This window comes from Lysinibacillus sp. RS10 (genome assembly GCF_041956855.1).
In the GTDB taxonomy this organism is placed as follows: domain Bacteria; phylum Bacillota; class Bacilli; order Bacillales_A; family Planococcaceae; genus Lysinibacillus; species Lysinibacillus xylanilyticus_A.
Genome location: NZ_CP167122.1, coordinates 215,182 through 230,343 on the forward strand (window position 1 = coordinate 215,182; position 15,162 = coordinate 230,343).

General features: G+C 37.9%; 12 protein-coding genes. 8 read left to right on the top strand and 4 right to left on the bottom strand.

Annotated features, from left to right (window positions below; all coding sequences use genetic code 11):
• The first annotated feature begins 5 nt into the window (after positions 1–5).
• The 5 genes from ACB089_RS01235 (at position 6) to ACB089_RS01255 (ending at position 5,087) form a co-directional block, all read left to right on the top strand.
• Positions 6–1,703, top strand: coding sequence for a M3 family oligoendopeptidase (locus tag ACB089_RS01235; RefSeq protein WP_374964892.1), 1,698 nt, complete (start codon positions 6–8; stop codon positions 1,701–1,703).
• A gap of 228 nt (positions 1,704–1,931) precedes the next feature.
• Entirely contained in the window at positions 1,932–3,017 is a 1,086-nt protein-coding gene (locus ACB089_RS01240) for an AI-2E family transporter (RefSeq protein WP_374964894.1), read from the top strand.
• A gap of 12 nt (positions 3,018–3,029) precedes the next feature.
• Entirely contained in the window at positions 3,030–3,653 is a 624-nt protein-coding gene (locus ACB089_RS01245) for an NUDIX domain-containing protein (RefSeq protein ID WP_374964895.1), read from the top strand.
• A gap of 116 nt (positions 3,654–3,769) precedes the next feature.
• Positions 3,770–4,231, top strand: coding sequence for a hypothetical protein (locus ACB089_RS01250; protein ID WP_374964897.1), 462 nt, complete (start codon positions 3,770–3,772; stop codon positions 4,229–4,231).
• A gap of 232 nt (positions 4,232–4,463) precedes the next feature.
• Complete coding sequence (locus ACB089_RS01255) at positions 4,464–5,087, top strand: alpha/beta hydrolase (protein ID WP_374964899.1); 624 nt, start codon at positions 4,464–4,466, stop codon at positions 5,085–5,087.
• 436 nt (positions 5,088–5,523) lie between these two features.
• On the opposite strand, the gene ACB089_RS01260 is transcribed toward ACB089_RS01255, so the two are convergent.
• The 3 genes from ACB089_RS01260 to ACB089_RS01270 all read right to left on the bottom strand — a co-directional run bounded on the left by ACB089_RS01260 (position 5,524) and on the right by ACB089_RS01270 (position 9,474).
• Positions 5,524–7,638, bottom strand: coding sequence for an MMPL family transporter (locus ACB089_RS01260; RefSeq protein ID WP_374964900.1), 2,115 nt, complete (start codon positions 7,636–7,638; stop codon positions 5,524–5,526).
• Positions 7,639–7,816: 178 nt separating this feature from the next.
• Positions 7,817–8,833 carry an anion permease gene (locus ACB089_RS01265; RefSeq protein ID WP_374964902.1) on the bottom strand — a complete coding sequence of 339 codons (1,017 nt, stop codon included), beginning with the start codon at positions 8,831–8,833 and terminating at the stop codon, positions 7,817–7,819.
• A 20-nt stretch (positions 8,834–8,853) separates the two neighbouring features.
• Entirely contained in the window at positions 8,854–9,474 is a 621-nt protein-coding gene (locus ACB089_RS01270) for a DUF47 domain-containing protein (protein WP_079562474.1), read from the bottom strand.
• A gap of 415 nt (positions 9,475–9,889) precedes the next feature.
• Here ACB089_RS01270 and ACB089_RS01275 point away from each other — a divergent pair, with 415 nt between their 5' ends.
• Positions 9,890–10,576: an ABC transporter ATP-binding protein gene (locus tag ACB089_RS01275; RefSeq protein WP_374967635.1), complete on the top strand. Its 687-nt coding sequence runs from the start codon at positions 9,890–9,892 to the stop codon at positions 10,574–10,576.
• A 1-nt stretch (position 10,577) separates the two neighbouring features.
• Entirely contained in the window at positions 10,578–11,894 is a 1,317-nt protein-coding gene (locus ACB089_RS01280) for an ABC transporter permease (protein WP_374964903.1), read from the top strand.
• 119 nt (positions 11,895–12,013) lie between these two features.
• Here ACB089_RS01280 and ACB089_RS01285 read toward each other — a convergent pair whose 3' ends face one another.
• On the bottom strand, positions 12,014–13,174 hold the full coding sequence (locus ACB089_RS01285) for an SAM-dependent methyltransferase (RefSeq protein WP_374964904.1): 1,161 nt from the start codon (positions 13,172–13,174) through the stop codon (positions 12,014–12,016).
• A gap of 394 nt (positions 13,175–13,568) precedes the next feature.
• Between ACB089_RS01285 and putP the strand changes: the two genes are divergently transcribed.
• Positions 13,569–15,053 (top strand): sodium/proline symporter PutP, encoded by a 1,485-nt coding sequence (gene putP / locus ACB089_RS01290; protein WP_374964906.1) that lies wholly within the window; start codon positions 13,569–13,571, stop codon positions 15,051–15,053.
• Positions 15,054–15,162: the final 109 nt, after the last annotated feature.

A 15,162-nucleotide genomic window follows, 5' to 3' on the forward strand; every position in this document is an offset into this window, starting at 1 on the left:
TTTCAATGGAAACGTTTAAAGACTATGAATACAGCCGTCCAAATATTGAGGTAATGAAAGAGCAACAATTATCTTTAATTGAGCAATTTAAAAATGCTCAAACGATGGACGAACAAAGTGGGATAATCGGAAAGTTAAACGCATTAAGTAATGATTATGCTACAATGGCGAACTTAGTGTATATTCGTGCTTCAATTGATACAAATGATGAATTTTATCATGCAGAACGCGATTATTTCGACGAGGTTGGCCCTGAGCTAGAAGAGGTAACAACAGAATATTATAAAGCACTAATCGCTTCTCCATTCCGTGAACAGTTAGAAGAAAAATGGGGTCAGCAGTTATTCGATTTAGCAACTTATCAAATTAAAGGCTTTTCACCAACAGTCATTGATTTAATGCAAAAGGAGAATAAGCTTGTTTCAGAATACAATAAACTAGTTGCCTCTGCGCAAATTGATTTTAATGGTGAAACATTAACACTTGCACAACTTGGACCATATGCAGAGTCTACTGATCGTGCAATGCGTAAGGCGGCAACAGATGCACGCTTTGGCTTTTTTGCGGGCCATGAAGAGGAATTTGATCGATTGTATGATGAACTTGTCAAGGTTCGTCATGAAATTGCTGTTAAATTAGGATATAAAAACTATGTTGAGCTAGGCTATATTCGAATGAATCGCATTGATTATAACGCAGAAATGGTACAGAAATTCCGTGACCAAGTTCGTGATTTGATCGTACCACTTGCAACTAAATTATACGAACGTCAGGCAAAACGTATTGGTATTTCTGACTTTAAGTTCTATGATGAAGCATTAAACTTTTTATCAGGAAATGCTACACCAAAAGGCGATCCGGAGTGGATTGTTGCGAACGGTAAAAAAATGTATGAAGAGCTATCACCTGAAACTGGTGAATTCTTCAACTTCATGATTGACCATGATTTAATGGACTTAGTGGCGAAGAAAGGAAAAGAGAGTGGCGGTTATTGTACATTTATCGAAAACTATCACTCACCATTTATCTTCTCGAACTTTAATGGTACTTCAGGCGATATCGATGTGTTAACACATGAAGCTGGACATGCTTTCCAAGTTTATTCAAGTCGTAATATCGGTATCCCAGAATACCTATGGCCAACATATGAATCTTGTGAAATTCATTCGATGAGTATGGAATTTTTCACATGGCCATGGATGGAGTTATTCTTTAAGGAAGATACAGAAAAATATAAGTTTACACACTTAAGTAGCGGCTTATTATTCCTTCCTTACGGTGTTGCAGTTGATGAGTTCCAGCATGTTATCTACGAAAATCCGAATATGACACCAGCTGAACGTAAGGCTGCATGGAAAAAGATTGAGGAAACATATTTACCGCACCGTGACTATGATCATAACAGCTATCTAGAAGCTGGTGGTATATGGCAACGTCAGGGACATATTTATGCGAGTCCGTTCTATTACATTGATTACACGTTAGCGCAAATTTGTGCATTCCAATTCTGGAAACGTTCACGTGAAGAGTTTGAAGCTGCTTGGAAGGATTATATCCATTTATGTGGTTTAGGGGGCTCTATGTCCTTTACAAAGCTTGTAAAAGAAGCAGGCTTAATTTCGCCATTTGAGGACGGCTGTGTTGAATCCGTAATCGGTGATATTGAAGATTACTTAAATTCAGTAGACGATACAAAATTATAATCAGTTAAGTTATGCAACAGAAGTGAAGATTCGCTATACTTCTACGGGAAAACAAGTTATGCAAACCCTTTTAGATGCTTTTGCATAGAGAGGCTTGCGGAACGTCCGTGGGAGGGTAGCGGATTTTTTTGTTTCAAAACACATTTTATTTGATAATAAATAATAGGATACTTGCGAAATGGTAAATATATAAGTAGTATTCTCATTATATGTGATAAAAGGAAGTGAATGAAAGTGACGAGGAAAGTTTGGTTTCAAGTAGGTGTAGGGTTTTTACTTGTTCTATTAATCATTAAATATTTTGTAGAGATTCATTGGATCTTTTCACCGCTTGTCATTATTTTAAAAACTATTTTTGTCCCTTTGTTACTTGGTGGTGTTTTGTACTATGTAACAGAGCCAATTCAAAGGTTTTTAGAAAAACATGGATGGCCGAGATGGTCAAGTATATTGGCAATAGTTATTGGACTTATAGCAATCGCTGTTGGCTTTGGTTGGGTTGTTGGTAATCCGATTGCAGAACAGTTAAATAAGCTAGTGAAAAATGCACCAATGATTAGTAAAAGTATTCAAGATGCAACTGACTACGTGGTGAGAAACATGGAAAATTTCCCACCACAGTTAAAAGAGATGATCGATAGTATCGCGAATTCTGTACAAGATATTGCCATTGTGGCAAGTAAAGGGCTAGTTTCGTTTTTACAATCAATTGTATCTGCCTCTTTATTAGCTATTTTAATTCCATTCTTCTTTATCTTTATGTTGAAGGATCATGAAAAATTTGCACCATCAATTTATAAATATTTCAGTGGTGAGCGCCGTGAATGGGTGAAGAAGACGTTAAGTGAAATTGATAGTGTATTACGTAGCTATATTCAAGGGCAGCTGCAAATTAGTTTTTTACTAGCGCTCATTATGTTTGTCGGGTATTTAATGATGGGTCTAGAGTATTCGTTACTACTTGTCATATTCGCGTTCTTTATGAATATGATTCCATTTATTGGACCTTGGATTGCCTTTGCGCCAGCAGTAGTTGTAGCAGTTATTCAGGATCCCGTTCTAGTAATATGGGTATCGGTTGTCACACTCGTGGCACAGCAAATTGATAGTAACTTTATAACACCTAATGTTATGGGGAAAACACTCGATATACATCCGTTAACAGTTATTACGATTATTTTAGCGGCGGGTAATATTGCAGGCTTCATCGGCATTCTTATTGCTGTACCATTCTATGCCGTATTAAAAGTGATTGTATCCAATATTTATGATCAGCGTAACGCGATTAAGAATAAGGCTACGAAGTCAGTATAGGAGTCGAAAAAAATGGAACAGGAAATTGTGAAAGTTTTTAATGAGCAGCATGAACAGATTGGGACAGCAACAAGAGCAGAAGTACATGAAAAAGGGCTGTGGCATGAAACATTCCACTGTTGGCTTGTCAATGAGGACTATATTTATTTCCAAATCCGTAGTGCACAAAAAAAGGACTACCCTGGTTTACTTGATATTACAGCGGCAGGGCATCTGTTAGCCGCCGAGACAGTAGAATCAGGAATACGTGAAGTGAAGGAAGAGCTAGGACTTGATATTCACGTTCACGAGGTTGTTAAAATGGGCATGACGTCTTGTAGTATTGTTTCGGAAAATATGATCGACAATGAATTTTGTCATGTTTTTACATATCCATTCAAACATGATTGGGATTCGTTTGAACTACAATATGAAGAAGTATCAGGGGTCGTTAGAGCAAAGCTTGATGAGGCAGAGGCCTTCTTTTTAGGCGAAACAGCTACTCTTAATATTGAAGGCTATGAATATTTCCCTGATGGTCAACGAGTGAAAATTGTGCGCCCAGTTAGTACTGCACAATTTGTCCCTTATCGAGAACTATACGTTGCGCATGTAATTCAGTTTGTAAAAGAAAAAATGTTTAATAAAATGTCATGAGTAATTGAAAAAATGTAGGACAAGCTTTTTATAAGGCTTGTCCTATTTTACTTCAAAATAAGAGGAAAAATAAGTTATACTGTAAGGTAGATTGAATAGAAAAGGAGCATTTTTATATGCTAACATTTGAACAAAAACAAACTATTATTGAGTCATTCCCTGAACTTACAAAGAAGGAGATTTCATTAAAACGCTTAAATTATCACTTGATGGATAGCCTTTATGAAAAGACCATTGTTGTAGAAAAGCTACATCCAAATGGCAACGGCTTTGTCTTTGTTGGAGATTTATTGAGCTATGAGGAAGAAGCAAATGATAAAGGCCTTGTAAATATTCGTGACTACAATGAACAACAGCTTCGTGAAATTATTGAAGATTCCATTCAATATTTATCGGAAGAAGAAGAGCAAGAGCCAATTGAAGAGATATGGCAAAGTCGTGAAGGTGTTCAGTTAAAGCTAGCTTTTGAGCAACGTTCTTGGAATGTTTATCATGGCGAAAATTTAGAGGAAGCCTTTGGTACACATGATGCTGCGAAAGAATATTTACTAGAAGAGGGCTTTCGTAAAAAGAAATAAGTAACCCGGGGGATCATAACAAATGAATGGGAAAAAAATAGTGGGTATAGTGATTGTTTCTGTTATAGCTGTATGTTTAATTTCAGTATTTTCGATTAAAAACTTTTATAAAAATAATGTGGAACAGCCAAATCGTGAAAATCGAGAAATTAATAAGTCCAAGAGCTTGAATTTAATTTTGCCGCAGGCTACAATTATCTCGAATTCAAGATAATCGAGAGGTGGACTGTCAATGCAGCACGTTTTTCATAAAGGAACAGATGAAACAAAACCAATTTTTTTACTGTTACATGGTACAGGTGGAAATGAACAAAGCTTAATTGGTCTTGCAAAGGAAATTGATGATACAGCAAGCATTTTAAGTGTGCGTGGAAATGTGCTTGAAAATGGCATGCCACGCTTTTTCCGTCGATTGGCGGAGGGTGTTTTTGATCTAGAGGATTTAATTTTCCGTACGAAGGAATTAAATGACTTTCTATTAGAGGCAGCGCAGCAGTATAGCTTTGATCGTAATCGAGTTGTTGCTATTGGCTATTCAAATGGCGCAAATATTGCTGCTAGCCTATTATTCCATTTTGAGGATGCTCTAACAGGCGCAATACTGCATCATCCGATGGTGCCTAGACGTGGTATTGAATTGCCTGCACTTTCTTCAATCCCTGTTTTTATTGGTGCTGGAACGAATGATCCAATGTGTTCTGCACAGGAATCGGAAGACTTACAGGCGCTTTTAACGTCAGCAGGGGCAGAGGTAACGACGAAGTGGTTTCATTATGGTCATCAGCTAACGATGCCTGAGGTAGAAGCAGCAAAAGAATGGTACGACCGTATTTATTCAACTTCTTTCAGCAAATGATTTTTGTAGCGTCAGCTACAGAAGTCTCCCACCCCTATAGGTGGTGAGATGAATGCTGTTTTAAGTCACTTTTCAGCGGGTGTCCAAACATCCGCTGAAATAGAGGAACTCAGGCTAAGAGCTTCACATCCTGTGAAAACGCCTGAGTGACCAACGTCGTGTTGGCCTAAAGCCTCCGGCGGATGTCACGGAATCGGAAGGGAGTTCAATATAGGATGTTAGCCTAAAATCATCGCATCCATGCGATAATGGCTAACTGACCTGCATCATGCAGGCCTAAGCACAAAGCCGATTCTGGACGCAATTATGCCGAGGCATAATTGATAATAAGAAAAATCCGCAACCTTTGAGTGAGGGAGAGCTCACGGAAGGTTGCGGATTTTTTTACTTCTTTCAGTCGACTTCGGACGTAATGATGCCAAGCTATAATTGATCTCTATCTATTCTGTTTCTTCACAAAGGGTAGCCACCAATTCCAATCCCCGAGGAGCTTCATAAGACTTGGTACGAGCATTAGACGAATAATAGTTGCATCGATGGCAACTGCAATGGCTATACCAACACCAATTTGCTTCACTGGCATCACATCTGTGAAAGCGAATGCCCCTGTTATGACAATCATAATAAGCGCTGCTGACGTAATGATACGACTTGTAGAGGTTAGACCATCAATCGTAGCACGTGTATTATCCGCATCTTTTTGATATTCCTCTTGAATACGTGATATTAAAAAGACTTCATAGTCCATACTTAAGCCGAATACAAGGCAAAATACAATGACTGGAATTATGAGTACAATCGTACCAGCTTCAATTCCCAAATGTCCGTATTGGAAAATATAGACGAGAATACCGAAGGCCGATGAAAGTCCAATGATATTCATAATAATCGCTTTCAGTGGGATTAAAATCGAACGGAAAGCGAGCATTAAAATAAAGAACGTTGATATGATAATAATGGATACGGCCAAGAAAATTTTACTAGAGATTTCATCAAAAATTTCTTGGTTGAATTTCGCAGGACCGCCGAGTGCAAAATTGACACCTAAATCTTGATCTTTCCAAGTTCGAGCGAATTTTTGAGCGGTAGTTGATGAACCAGCTGCATCCAATGTAATTGGGATAAAGAGTTGATTGCCCTTAGAAAACGTATCTTGAATTGGTTTTAATTGTTCTGCCACTTGTGGAATTTCCAAAGAAGCAGTTAGTTCCTCGGGTGACTTAATGTTCGCAGTCGTATAAATGGTTGAGACATCATTTACCAGTGGGTCTTCGAGTAGCTTTTCTTGAATAGTATAAATAAGCTCTCGGGCCTCACTATCTTCCCAGCCTTCCTTACGTTCTGCTAGTAAATATAAAGTTGAGGTATCACCAAGACCGAACGTTTCATCTAATTTATCATAAGCTGCACGTGCCTCATATTTTGTCGGTAATGAATCCACCTGAGGAATTGTAAGTTTAATATCCTTCAATGGAATCATACCAATACCTAGTAATAATAATGCTGCAATAACGATGGTAACTGGATGTTTCATAACAAAACCTGCAAAACCACGCCAACGATTTGCACCACCAGGCTTTACACGTAATAATCGCCATTTATTTAGGCGGTCCCCTAGTAGTGTCATAGTAGCAGGAAGCAAGGTTAAGCCAGAAAGTACGGCAAGTAATACAACAATGGTGCCTCCTAAAGCGATATTGTGAAATATTTCGACGTCAATGACAATCATGGCACCTAAACCGATCATGACGCAAACAGCAGAAAAGATGATAGAACGACCAGCTGTCTGTATAGCCGTTTGAATAGCTTGTACAATGGATGTATGGGCACGTTCTTCACGATATCGGTTAATAAACAATAAGGCAAAATCAATGCTTAATGCTAGTCCAAGCATTGGTACTATATTTAACACAAAAATCGATAAATTCACATTACCGCTAAGCAGTGTTAAAATTCCGAACGCAGTGACAACAGTGACAACACCAATAATGATCGGTAAGATTGAGGCTACGACAGTACCAAAAGCTAGTAATAGCACTATGATGGCGATGGGTAAGCCAATTGCTTCCGCTGACGCCAAATCCTTTTGACTGGCTGTATTGATATCCTCTGAAATAACAGGCCCACCTGTAATGCTCACTCCATCATCCTCTATTAAAGAACGGATGTCCTTCACTACATCAGGTAGATTTTCAACATCATTTTTAATATGAACCATGGCATAGGCTATACCATTCTTTTGTAAAGAAGGATCATCAAGCGGTGACTGGATTGAATGAATCTCCTTTACTTTTTCTAACTTTTTTAAAGTATCTTGAATTTTCTTATCCTCGGCCGGATCAAATACGACTAAGATTGTATCAGAAGGCAAATCAAATGTTTCTGCCAGCTCATTTGTGACGTAGGTATGATCTCCTTCAACAAAAAAGCCGTCTCCTTGAAGCTTGCTTGGAAGTTGTATGGCAAACATAGCCATCGCTATAAAAATGACGAACCATATTGCCACGATAGCTTTTGCGTGAGCTGTAATAAAGGCTGAAAAAGTTTTCATAGTAGTGTACGATCCTCCTTATAAATAGTGTAAAGGATGTGTCACATTTTGTCGTGTGATAATGTAAAAACTCCTGTCCGATAAGGAACAGGAGTCTTAGTATGCGATCAAAATCAATTGTGCCTTGGCGTAGTTCCGTGACATCCGCCGGAGGCTTTAACTTCTTTCAGGAAAGAAGTTAAAAGAATAAAGATAACAAAAAGTAAATAACAGCTGCCATAACGGCTGAAATTGGCATTGTAATAATCCAAGTAGTTACGATTTTACGTGCCATTCCCCAGTTTACGCCACGAACACGTTGTGCCGAGCCGACACCCATGATAGAGGAAGAAATAACGTGTGTTGTGGATACCGGCAGGTGAATTAATGTAGCACCGAAGATAACTGAAGCAGAAGCTAAATCGGCTGCAACCCCATTTACAGGACGGATTTTCATGATTTTACCGCCGACTGTTTTAATAATTTTATAGCCACCGATAGAGGTACCAAGCCCCATTGCAGTTGCTGCTGATGCTCGTACCCATAAAGGAATTTCATCTCCTGTATGCAAACCAGCCGCGATTAATGCCATTGTCATAATCCCCATTGCTTTTTGTGCATCGTTTGTACCATGTGTAAAAGATTGAATGGCAGCAGTGAAAATTTGCATTGTACGGAAACCTTTATTCGTACGATATAAATTCAAGTTTTTAAACAATATTTTAAATAGTGTCATCATAATAAAGCCAGCGCAAATCGCAAGGATTGGAGATAGCACTAGTGCCATAATGATTTTAGTAAAACCGCTATAGTTTAGAACTCCGAAGCCGGAAGATGCAACTGCTGCACCAGCAATGGATCCAATCAGAGTGTGAGAAGAACTTGATGGAATACCGAAATACCATGTTACTAAGTTCCAAATAATAGCTGAAATTAATGCTGCTAAAATAACGACTGAGCCTGTCGTGTCTCCTGGAAAGGCATTTAAAGCGAATGGATCCACAATGTCTTTTGTTAGAGCCTTTGCAACACCGACGAAGGTAATCGCTCCGATAAAGTTCATCGTTGCAGCCAGCAAGATAGCTACACGAGGTTTCAATGCTCTAGTGGAAACTGAAGTTGCGATAGCATTTGCTGTATCGTGGAAGCCATTGATAAAGTCAAATGTTAGGGCAAAGATAACGACCAGTACGGTTAGAATAATGATTGTGTTCATTGTAAGTGCCCATCTCCTAATTACGCATTACGCATGATAATTGTTTCCATTGTATTTGCAACGTTTTGGCAATGATCAGCGATATCTTCAAGTTGCTCATATATATCTTTATATTTAATAAGTCGAATTGGATCTTTTTCATTTAAAAATAGTTGTTTAATAGACGAACGTTGTACTTCATCACATTCACGTTCATAGTCCTTAATAAGGATTGCGTGTGGGCGCATGCCAATAAGATTCTTTTTCTTTAACTCTTCTGTTGCTTTAACAATTTCATCAGCACTTTTTGAAATATAGCCTAAGAAAGTACGCATTGATTCATCAACTTCTGTTAGGGAAAACATCTCAAAATGAGCGATGCAATGCTCTGTACCATCTAATACATCGTCCATACGAATAGCAAATTCGAGAATATCTTCGCGTTCGATAGGTGTCATAAATGATTTGTTTAGCATCACGATCAGTTCATGAATAAGTTTATCACCAGCTGTTTCGTAATTTTTCATAGTAATGCTAATCTCTTTTAGGTCAGCTACACTGTTAATACGAAAATCATTTGCGTAATGTACGGCCTCTCTCATATTCTCAGCAATTTTATGCAAAGCTATAAAGAAAGGGTCTTGTTTTTTTGAGTTAAGCATGTAAATCGAATCCTCCTGGATATAAATAAATTGGCCTCTAAACTTTACTATCATAACAAAATCTTTAATTTTTCTACATAAAATTCATCTAATCTACATAAAACTTTACATTCCTGTAATATACAAATTGTTCACAAAATAATGAAAATATCCCTGTGTTTGTTTTTATTAATACAGATAAACACTTTAAAATAGTGTTTTTAAAGATTTATATTTGCTGTTTAATACACAAATTATACTATCTGGACATAATATTTCGGAAAAATATCAGTTGAATTGTAAAGGAAATGTAAAGGTGTCCCTTTGCTAATAGTTTTCCCTTTTTCTTAAGAATATCTTCATTTTTATCCTTCAACTTTATTAAGAATTCTTGACTACAATGGAGAAAGCATGAGAAAGGGGCGTTTATTTGACAATGATTCAAGTCGAGAACTTACAACATACATTTTTAATAGGAAAAAAAGGCAAGGAAAAACAGGTTCCGGTATTAAAAGGTGTCAACTTCGAGGTGAAAAAAGGGGAGATTGTCGCAATTGTTGGTAAAAGTGGCTCTGGAAAATCAACTTTATTACAAACGTTAGCTGGATTTATGAAGTCTGAACAAGGGTCTATTAAGATAAACGGAAAGGAAATAGCTAATCTCACGGAAGCAGAGAGTGCAGCTTTTCGCTTGCAACAGTTCGGATTTATCTTTCAAAACTTTCAACTGATGCCTGGCTTAACGGCGTTTGAAAATATAGAATTGCCATTAAAATTACAGGGTACTAAGAAAGCTATGCGTAAAGCAAAGGTGAAAAGAATAATGGACAAGGTGGGTCTAACGGAGGTGGCAGACCATTACCCAAATGAATTATCAGGTGGTCAGCAACAGCGTGTTAGTATTGCCAGAGCTCTGATTACAAATCCACCTATTTTGTTGGCGGATGAGCCGACAGGAAGTCTTGATTCAGAAACAGAGCAAGATATATTGTTGCTTATTCAAAGTTTAAACCGTGAGCTTGGTTTAACATTTGTCATCATTACTCACGACGAGGAAGTAGCAACAATAGCACATCGACATTTCCGTATGTACGATGGTGAGCTTGTGAAGGAGGAAGCATAGCATGTTATTTAAAGATCAATTAGATTTTGTAACACAGCATATAAAGAAAAATAAATTACGCGTTTTTATGACTGTGTTAGCAGCAACAATGGGCTGTGCATTTTTAATTGTCCTTGCATCAGTCGGATTTGGGCTTCAAGATTCATTACGCAATGAAATACTATCGAATGAAAAAGTTACGAAAATTCAAGTGTTTGGCGATAAACAATTTACTGAAGATGAAATACATGAAATAAAAGGTATAGAGCATGTGGAAACGGTGCTCGAAACGATTACTGTCAATGCACCCGCACACTCATTTTTTGAGGGACGTGATACAAACTCTAATTTATACGTTACTAATATGCAGAATTTTGAACAAGTGAATGGCAAGCTTGCGGAAGGGAAGTATCCATCAAAGTCGAACGAAATCATTGTAGGTTATCATTTTGCTCAAACATTATTAAATGATGCTGAGCGCAATATTATTGTTGAAAAAAATAAAAAAGCTGAAGCGGAAGGCACGTATTATGATGGCAATGAAGAAGGTTATAAGGATTCTTTAATTGGTAAAGAGATTGAAATGTCTTTAGTTCCTAATACGGATACTGTAGAAGAGACAGAGAAGATGAAATATACAATTGTCGGTGTGATGGAGAAGCCTTCTAATGATTGGATGATTAATAACTCAGTTTATGTGGATGTAGAGCAAAAGCCTGTGTTAGCTGCAAATTTAGTAGCGGGTGATGTTAAAGAGGATGAAATGTTTTATTCGGAGTTTAATATTTTTGCTGATAGTATGGAAAATGTTAAGCCGATATTAGACAAACTAAAAGACAAAGGTTATAGCGTATACTCGGTTACTGAAGAATTGGAGCAAATGAATGTATTTTTCCTAGTGTTAAAAATCGGTTTAATATTTGTAGGAACAATTGCTGTATTAATCGCATCAATTGGTATTTTCAATACTATGACTATGGCAGTTACAGAGCGTACTCGTGAAATCGGTGTTTTAAAGGCAATCGGGGCAAGTCCGAAGCTTATTCAACGATTGTTCTTAATGGAAAGCACCTTCATCGGTATTGTGGGTACTTTGATAGCTGTAGCAATTTCGTATGTGGTTAGTTTTGTGGCAAATGCTGCATTGCCTTTAATTCTTGAAGCAGCAACAGGTGAAGATGCTTTTAGTAAGAGTGATATTACATTTTCATTAATTCCGTGGCAGCTTGTTATTATTGCATCAGCGATTAGTATTGGTGTAGCGATGATTTCAGGCTATCGCCCAGCACGTAAGGCCACTAAAATTGACGTAATCCAAGCGTTACGACAAGAACTATAATTGAAAGGGCGGTCCAGATGTTTTTGGACCGCCCTTTCAATTTGATTGAACAAAATTTAGAGATACGAGCAGCAAGGAGTCAAATACGCTCACTTTGATCACAAATATCCGTGAATAGGTTACAAGTACTCTTGTAACTCATTTGCTAAAAATGGTGAGGCATTTAGTATTTTTAAAAATGCATCATAGTTAGCACGTTGCTCCACGCTTGGCTTTTTGCCTGTACGATATGCTCGGATTAGAATGTTTTTCGGTGTATTTTCCATATCAATAAATTCCAGCAATTGAGCCTCATAGCCAACTAGTGATAAAATTTCTGCTCGGATTGCGTCGGTTGCGAGCGCTGCGAAACGTTCCCGTACTAGGCCGTGCTGAAGCATGATATCAAGTGCTGGTGTGTTAAGTTGGCGATTTAGCTCATGCTGGCAACAAGGAACACTTAAAATAACGCTCGCTCCCCATTTTACAGCGCGAGCTAATGCCATATCTGTAGCAACATCGCAGGCGTGAAGCGTCACTACCATGTCCACAGCAGACTCATCATTGTAATCATTAATATCTCCTACTAGAAATTCGAGTTGCTCATAGCCTAAATCCTGTGCAATTCGTGAACATTCTTCAATGACTTCTTTCTTTAAATCTAAGCCAGTGACACGAATATCTAAGCCTTTTTCAACTTTTAAATAATGGTATAGGGCGAATGTTAAATAGGATTTGCCTGAGCCGAAATCTAAAATACGAACCTGACGATCCTTTGGTAAATATGTTAATGCATCATCTATAAATTCGATGAAGCGGTTAATTTGTTTAAATTTATCGTATTTTTGTTTTTTTACTTTTCCTTCCTCTGTTTGCACCCCAAGACGAATTAAAAATGGGTATGGCTTATCCTCAGCTAGTAAATAGTTTTTCTTGCGATTATGCCCTAAGTTTACTTGCTTTGGAGCCGAGGATTTATCAGATTTCCATAGTACTTTGTTCTTTTTTGACAGTTGTACATGTACTTTCGCATCCATAAAATCAATATGTGCTTGACGGTAATCGTTAAAAATTGCTTCTAGCTTCGCAGGGAAATCTTCTAATAGAATGTTTTCGTGTTTTAAAATACGTTCAAATTGGTATTCAATTTGTATATGATAAACATCCTTAAGCAATAGAGGCTTTAGTTTGATACGTTTTACTTCGTTTGATTTCATACGAGGTTGACTGATTGTAGCAGTTACGAGCTGCTGTTGTAAAATTAGCTCCATAAGCTGGGCTTTCATTTCTTCAAATGTCATACATTTCGCCTTCTTTATCGTGTAATAGATGGCACTAGTTTATCACATTTTATGCAGTACAATGTTACTTTACATTTCGGAAATAGTTTTCTAAATGATTATAGGTTGAATTGTCTATTTGTTGATCTTCACCAAAAGTTGTGGATGACATTTGTTAAGATATATGTATTGTGTATAAGTTGATTGGAGTGGAGACTGGGCGACTCCTTGGGGATCAGCGTCACAGATGAGACCCTACAGCGAGCAACGCGAGTGAAGCGGCTCATCGGACGCCCCCAGGAAAGCGCCCAGTCGGAACGGAAATCAACCACACGTTATGATTGAGCCATATTTGTGGTATTTTTATTATAAGGTTTTTACTAAAGAAGACTAACTGGGAAAGAGGGGGAGAAATATGTCAGCAAACATGTATCAATTACTTGCAATTATTATTTATATGGTCGCTATGCTAGGGATCGGTTGGTATGCATTTATTAAAACATCGAATTTAACGGATTACATGCTTGGTGGGCGTTCGCTCGGTCCTGCTGTCACAGCGTTGAGCGCAGGTGCGGCAGATATGTCTGGCTGGTTGTTAATGGGTTTGCCAGGTGCAATCTATTTAAATGGACTTGTTGAGGCTTGGATTGCCATTGGTTTAACAATTGGCGCTTATTTGAATTGGTTATTGGTAGCACCAAGGTTGCGTGTATATACACAAGTTTCTAATGACTCAATTACCATTCCGAGTTATTTAGATAATCGTTTACGTGACAATACAAAGTTAATAAGAATTGCGTCAGGTATTATTATTTTAATCTTTTTTACATTTTATGTTTCTTCAGGAATGGTAGCAGGAGGCAAGTTTTTCGATAGTTCCTTTGGATATGACTATCACACGGGCTTATTAATTGTATCTGGGGTTGTTGTGGCATATACATTATTTGGAGGATTTTTAGCGGTTAGTTATACAGACTTTTTACAAGGTTTAATTATGTTTTTAGCGCTTATTACTGTACCGTTATTCGGATTATTTTTAACAGGTGGAATTGGAGACACAATAGACTCCATTAAAATGGTGGATCCTGAACATTTGAGCTTATTACCTTCCACTGCAACAGCAGCAGTCGTTATTTCATCACTTGCATGGGGACTAGGTTATTTTGGACAACCACATATTATCGTACGCTTTATGGCCATTAGCTCAGTGAAAGAAACAAAGCAGGCTCGTCGTATCGGTATTGGTTGGATGATGTTAAGCCTATTAGGGGCACTTGCAACAGCTTTGGTAGGTGTTGCATATTTTGAGCAAAATGCAGGTGAGCTAAAGGACGCTGAGACAGTATTTATTGTGCTTGGTCAAATATTATTCCATCCATTTATTGCAGGCATCATGCTAGCTGCTATATTAGCCGCAGTAATGAGTACCATTTCATCACAATTAATTGTTACTTCGTCAGCGCTTGTAGAAGACATTTACAAAGCGTTGTTTAATAAAACAGCGGACGATAAGCATTATGTCTTTATTGGTCGTGTCGCTGTTTTAGTTGTAGCTATTGTCGCAGCGTTTTTAGCATGGAACCCAGACAGTTCTATTTTAAACTTAGTGGGCTTCGCTTGGGCTGGCTTCGGTGCGGCGTTCGGTCCTGTAATATTGCTGTCACTATATTGGAGAAAATTAACGAATTACGGAGCACTCAGTGGGATGGTGACAGGGGCTGCAACAGCTTTTATCTGGGGGAAAATTGACGTTTTATCAGATGCCTTATATGAGATTGTTCCAGGTTTCTTAGTGTGCTTAATCGTTGCGGTAGTTGTCAGTATTGTAACTTATAAACCGAATAAGGATATTGAAGACGAATTCAATCGTACTGAAGTATTACTAAAAGAAGAACGGTAGTAAATGAATGAGAATGCGCCTTTTGCTTAGGAGGGCGCATTTTTAGGTATGAACGTTAGTAAAAGCAAGAGTTAGCTTTTAAACGACGCGGATTAGTGCATTATATGGT

Excerpts from the sequence above, each read along its gene's own strand:
- ACB089_RS01235 (WP_374964892.1), top strand. The coding sequence starts at position 6 with ATGGAAACGTTTAAAGACTATGAATACAGCCGTCCAAATATTGAGGTA.
- ACB089_RS01240 (WP_374964894.1), top strand. The coding sequence starts at position 1,932 with ATGAAAGTGACGAGGAAAGTTTGGTTTCAAGTAGGTGTAGGGTTTTTA.
- ACB089_RS01245 (WP_374964895.1), top strand. The coding sequence starts at position 3,030 with ATGGAACAGGAAATTGTGAAAGTTTTTAATGAGCAGCATGAACAGATT.
- ACB089_RS01250 (WP_374964897.1), top strand. The coding sequence starts at position 3,770 with ATGCTAACATTTGAACAAAAACAAACTATTATTGAGTCATTCCCTGAA.
- ACB089_RS01255 (WP_374964899.1), top strand. The coding sequence starts at position 4,464 with ATGCAGCACGTTTTTCATAAAGGAACAGATGAAACAAAACCAATTTTT.
- ACB089_RS01260 (WP_374964900.1), bottom strand. The coding sequence starts at position 7,638 with ATGAAAACTTTTTCAGCCTTTATTACAGCTCACGCAAAAGCTATCGTG.
- ACB089_RS01265 (WP_374964902.1), bottom strand. The coding sequence starts at position 8,833 with ATGAACACAATCATTATTCTAACCGTACTGGTCGTTATCTTTGCCCTA.
- ACB089_RS01270 (WP_079562474.1), bottom strand. The coding sequence starts at position 9,474 with ATGCTTAACTCAAAAAAACAAGACCCTTTCTTTATAGCTTTGCATAAA.
- ACB089_RS01275 (WP_374967635.1), top strand. The coding sequence starts at position 9,890 with ATGATTCAAGTCGAGAACTTACAACATACATTTTTAATAGGAAAAAAA.
- ACB089_RS01280 (WP_374964903.1), top strand. The coding sequence starts at position 10,578 with ATGTTATTTAAAGATCAATTAGATTTTGTAACACAGCATATAAAGAAA.
- ACB089_RS01285 (WP_374964904.1), bottom strand. The coding sequence starts at position 13,174 with ATGACATTTGAAGAAATGAAAGCCCAGCTTATGGAGCTAATTTTACAA.
- putP (WP_374964906.1), top strand. The coding sequence starts at position 13,569 with ATGTCAGCAAACATGTATCAATTACTTGCAATTATTATTTATATGGTC.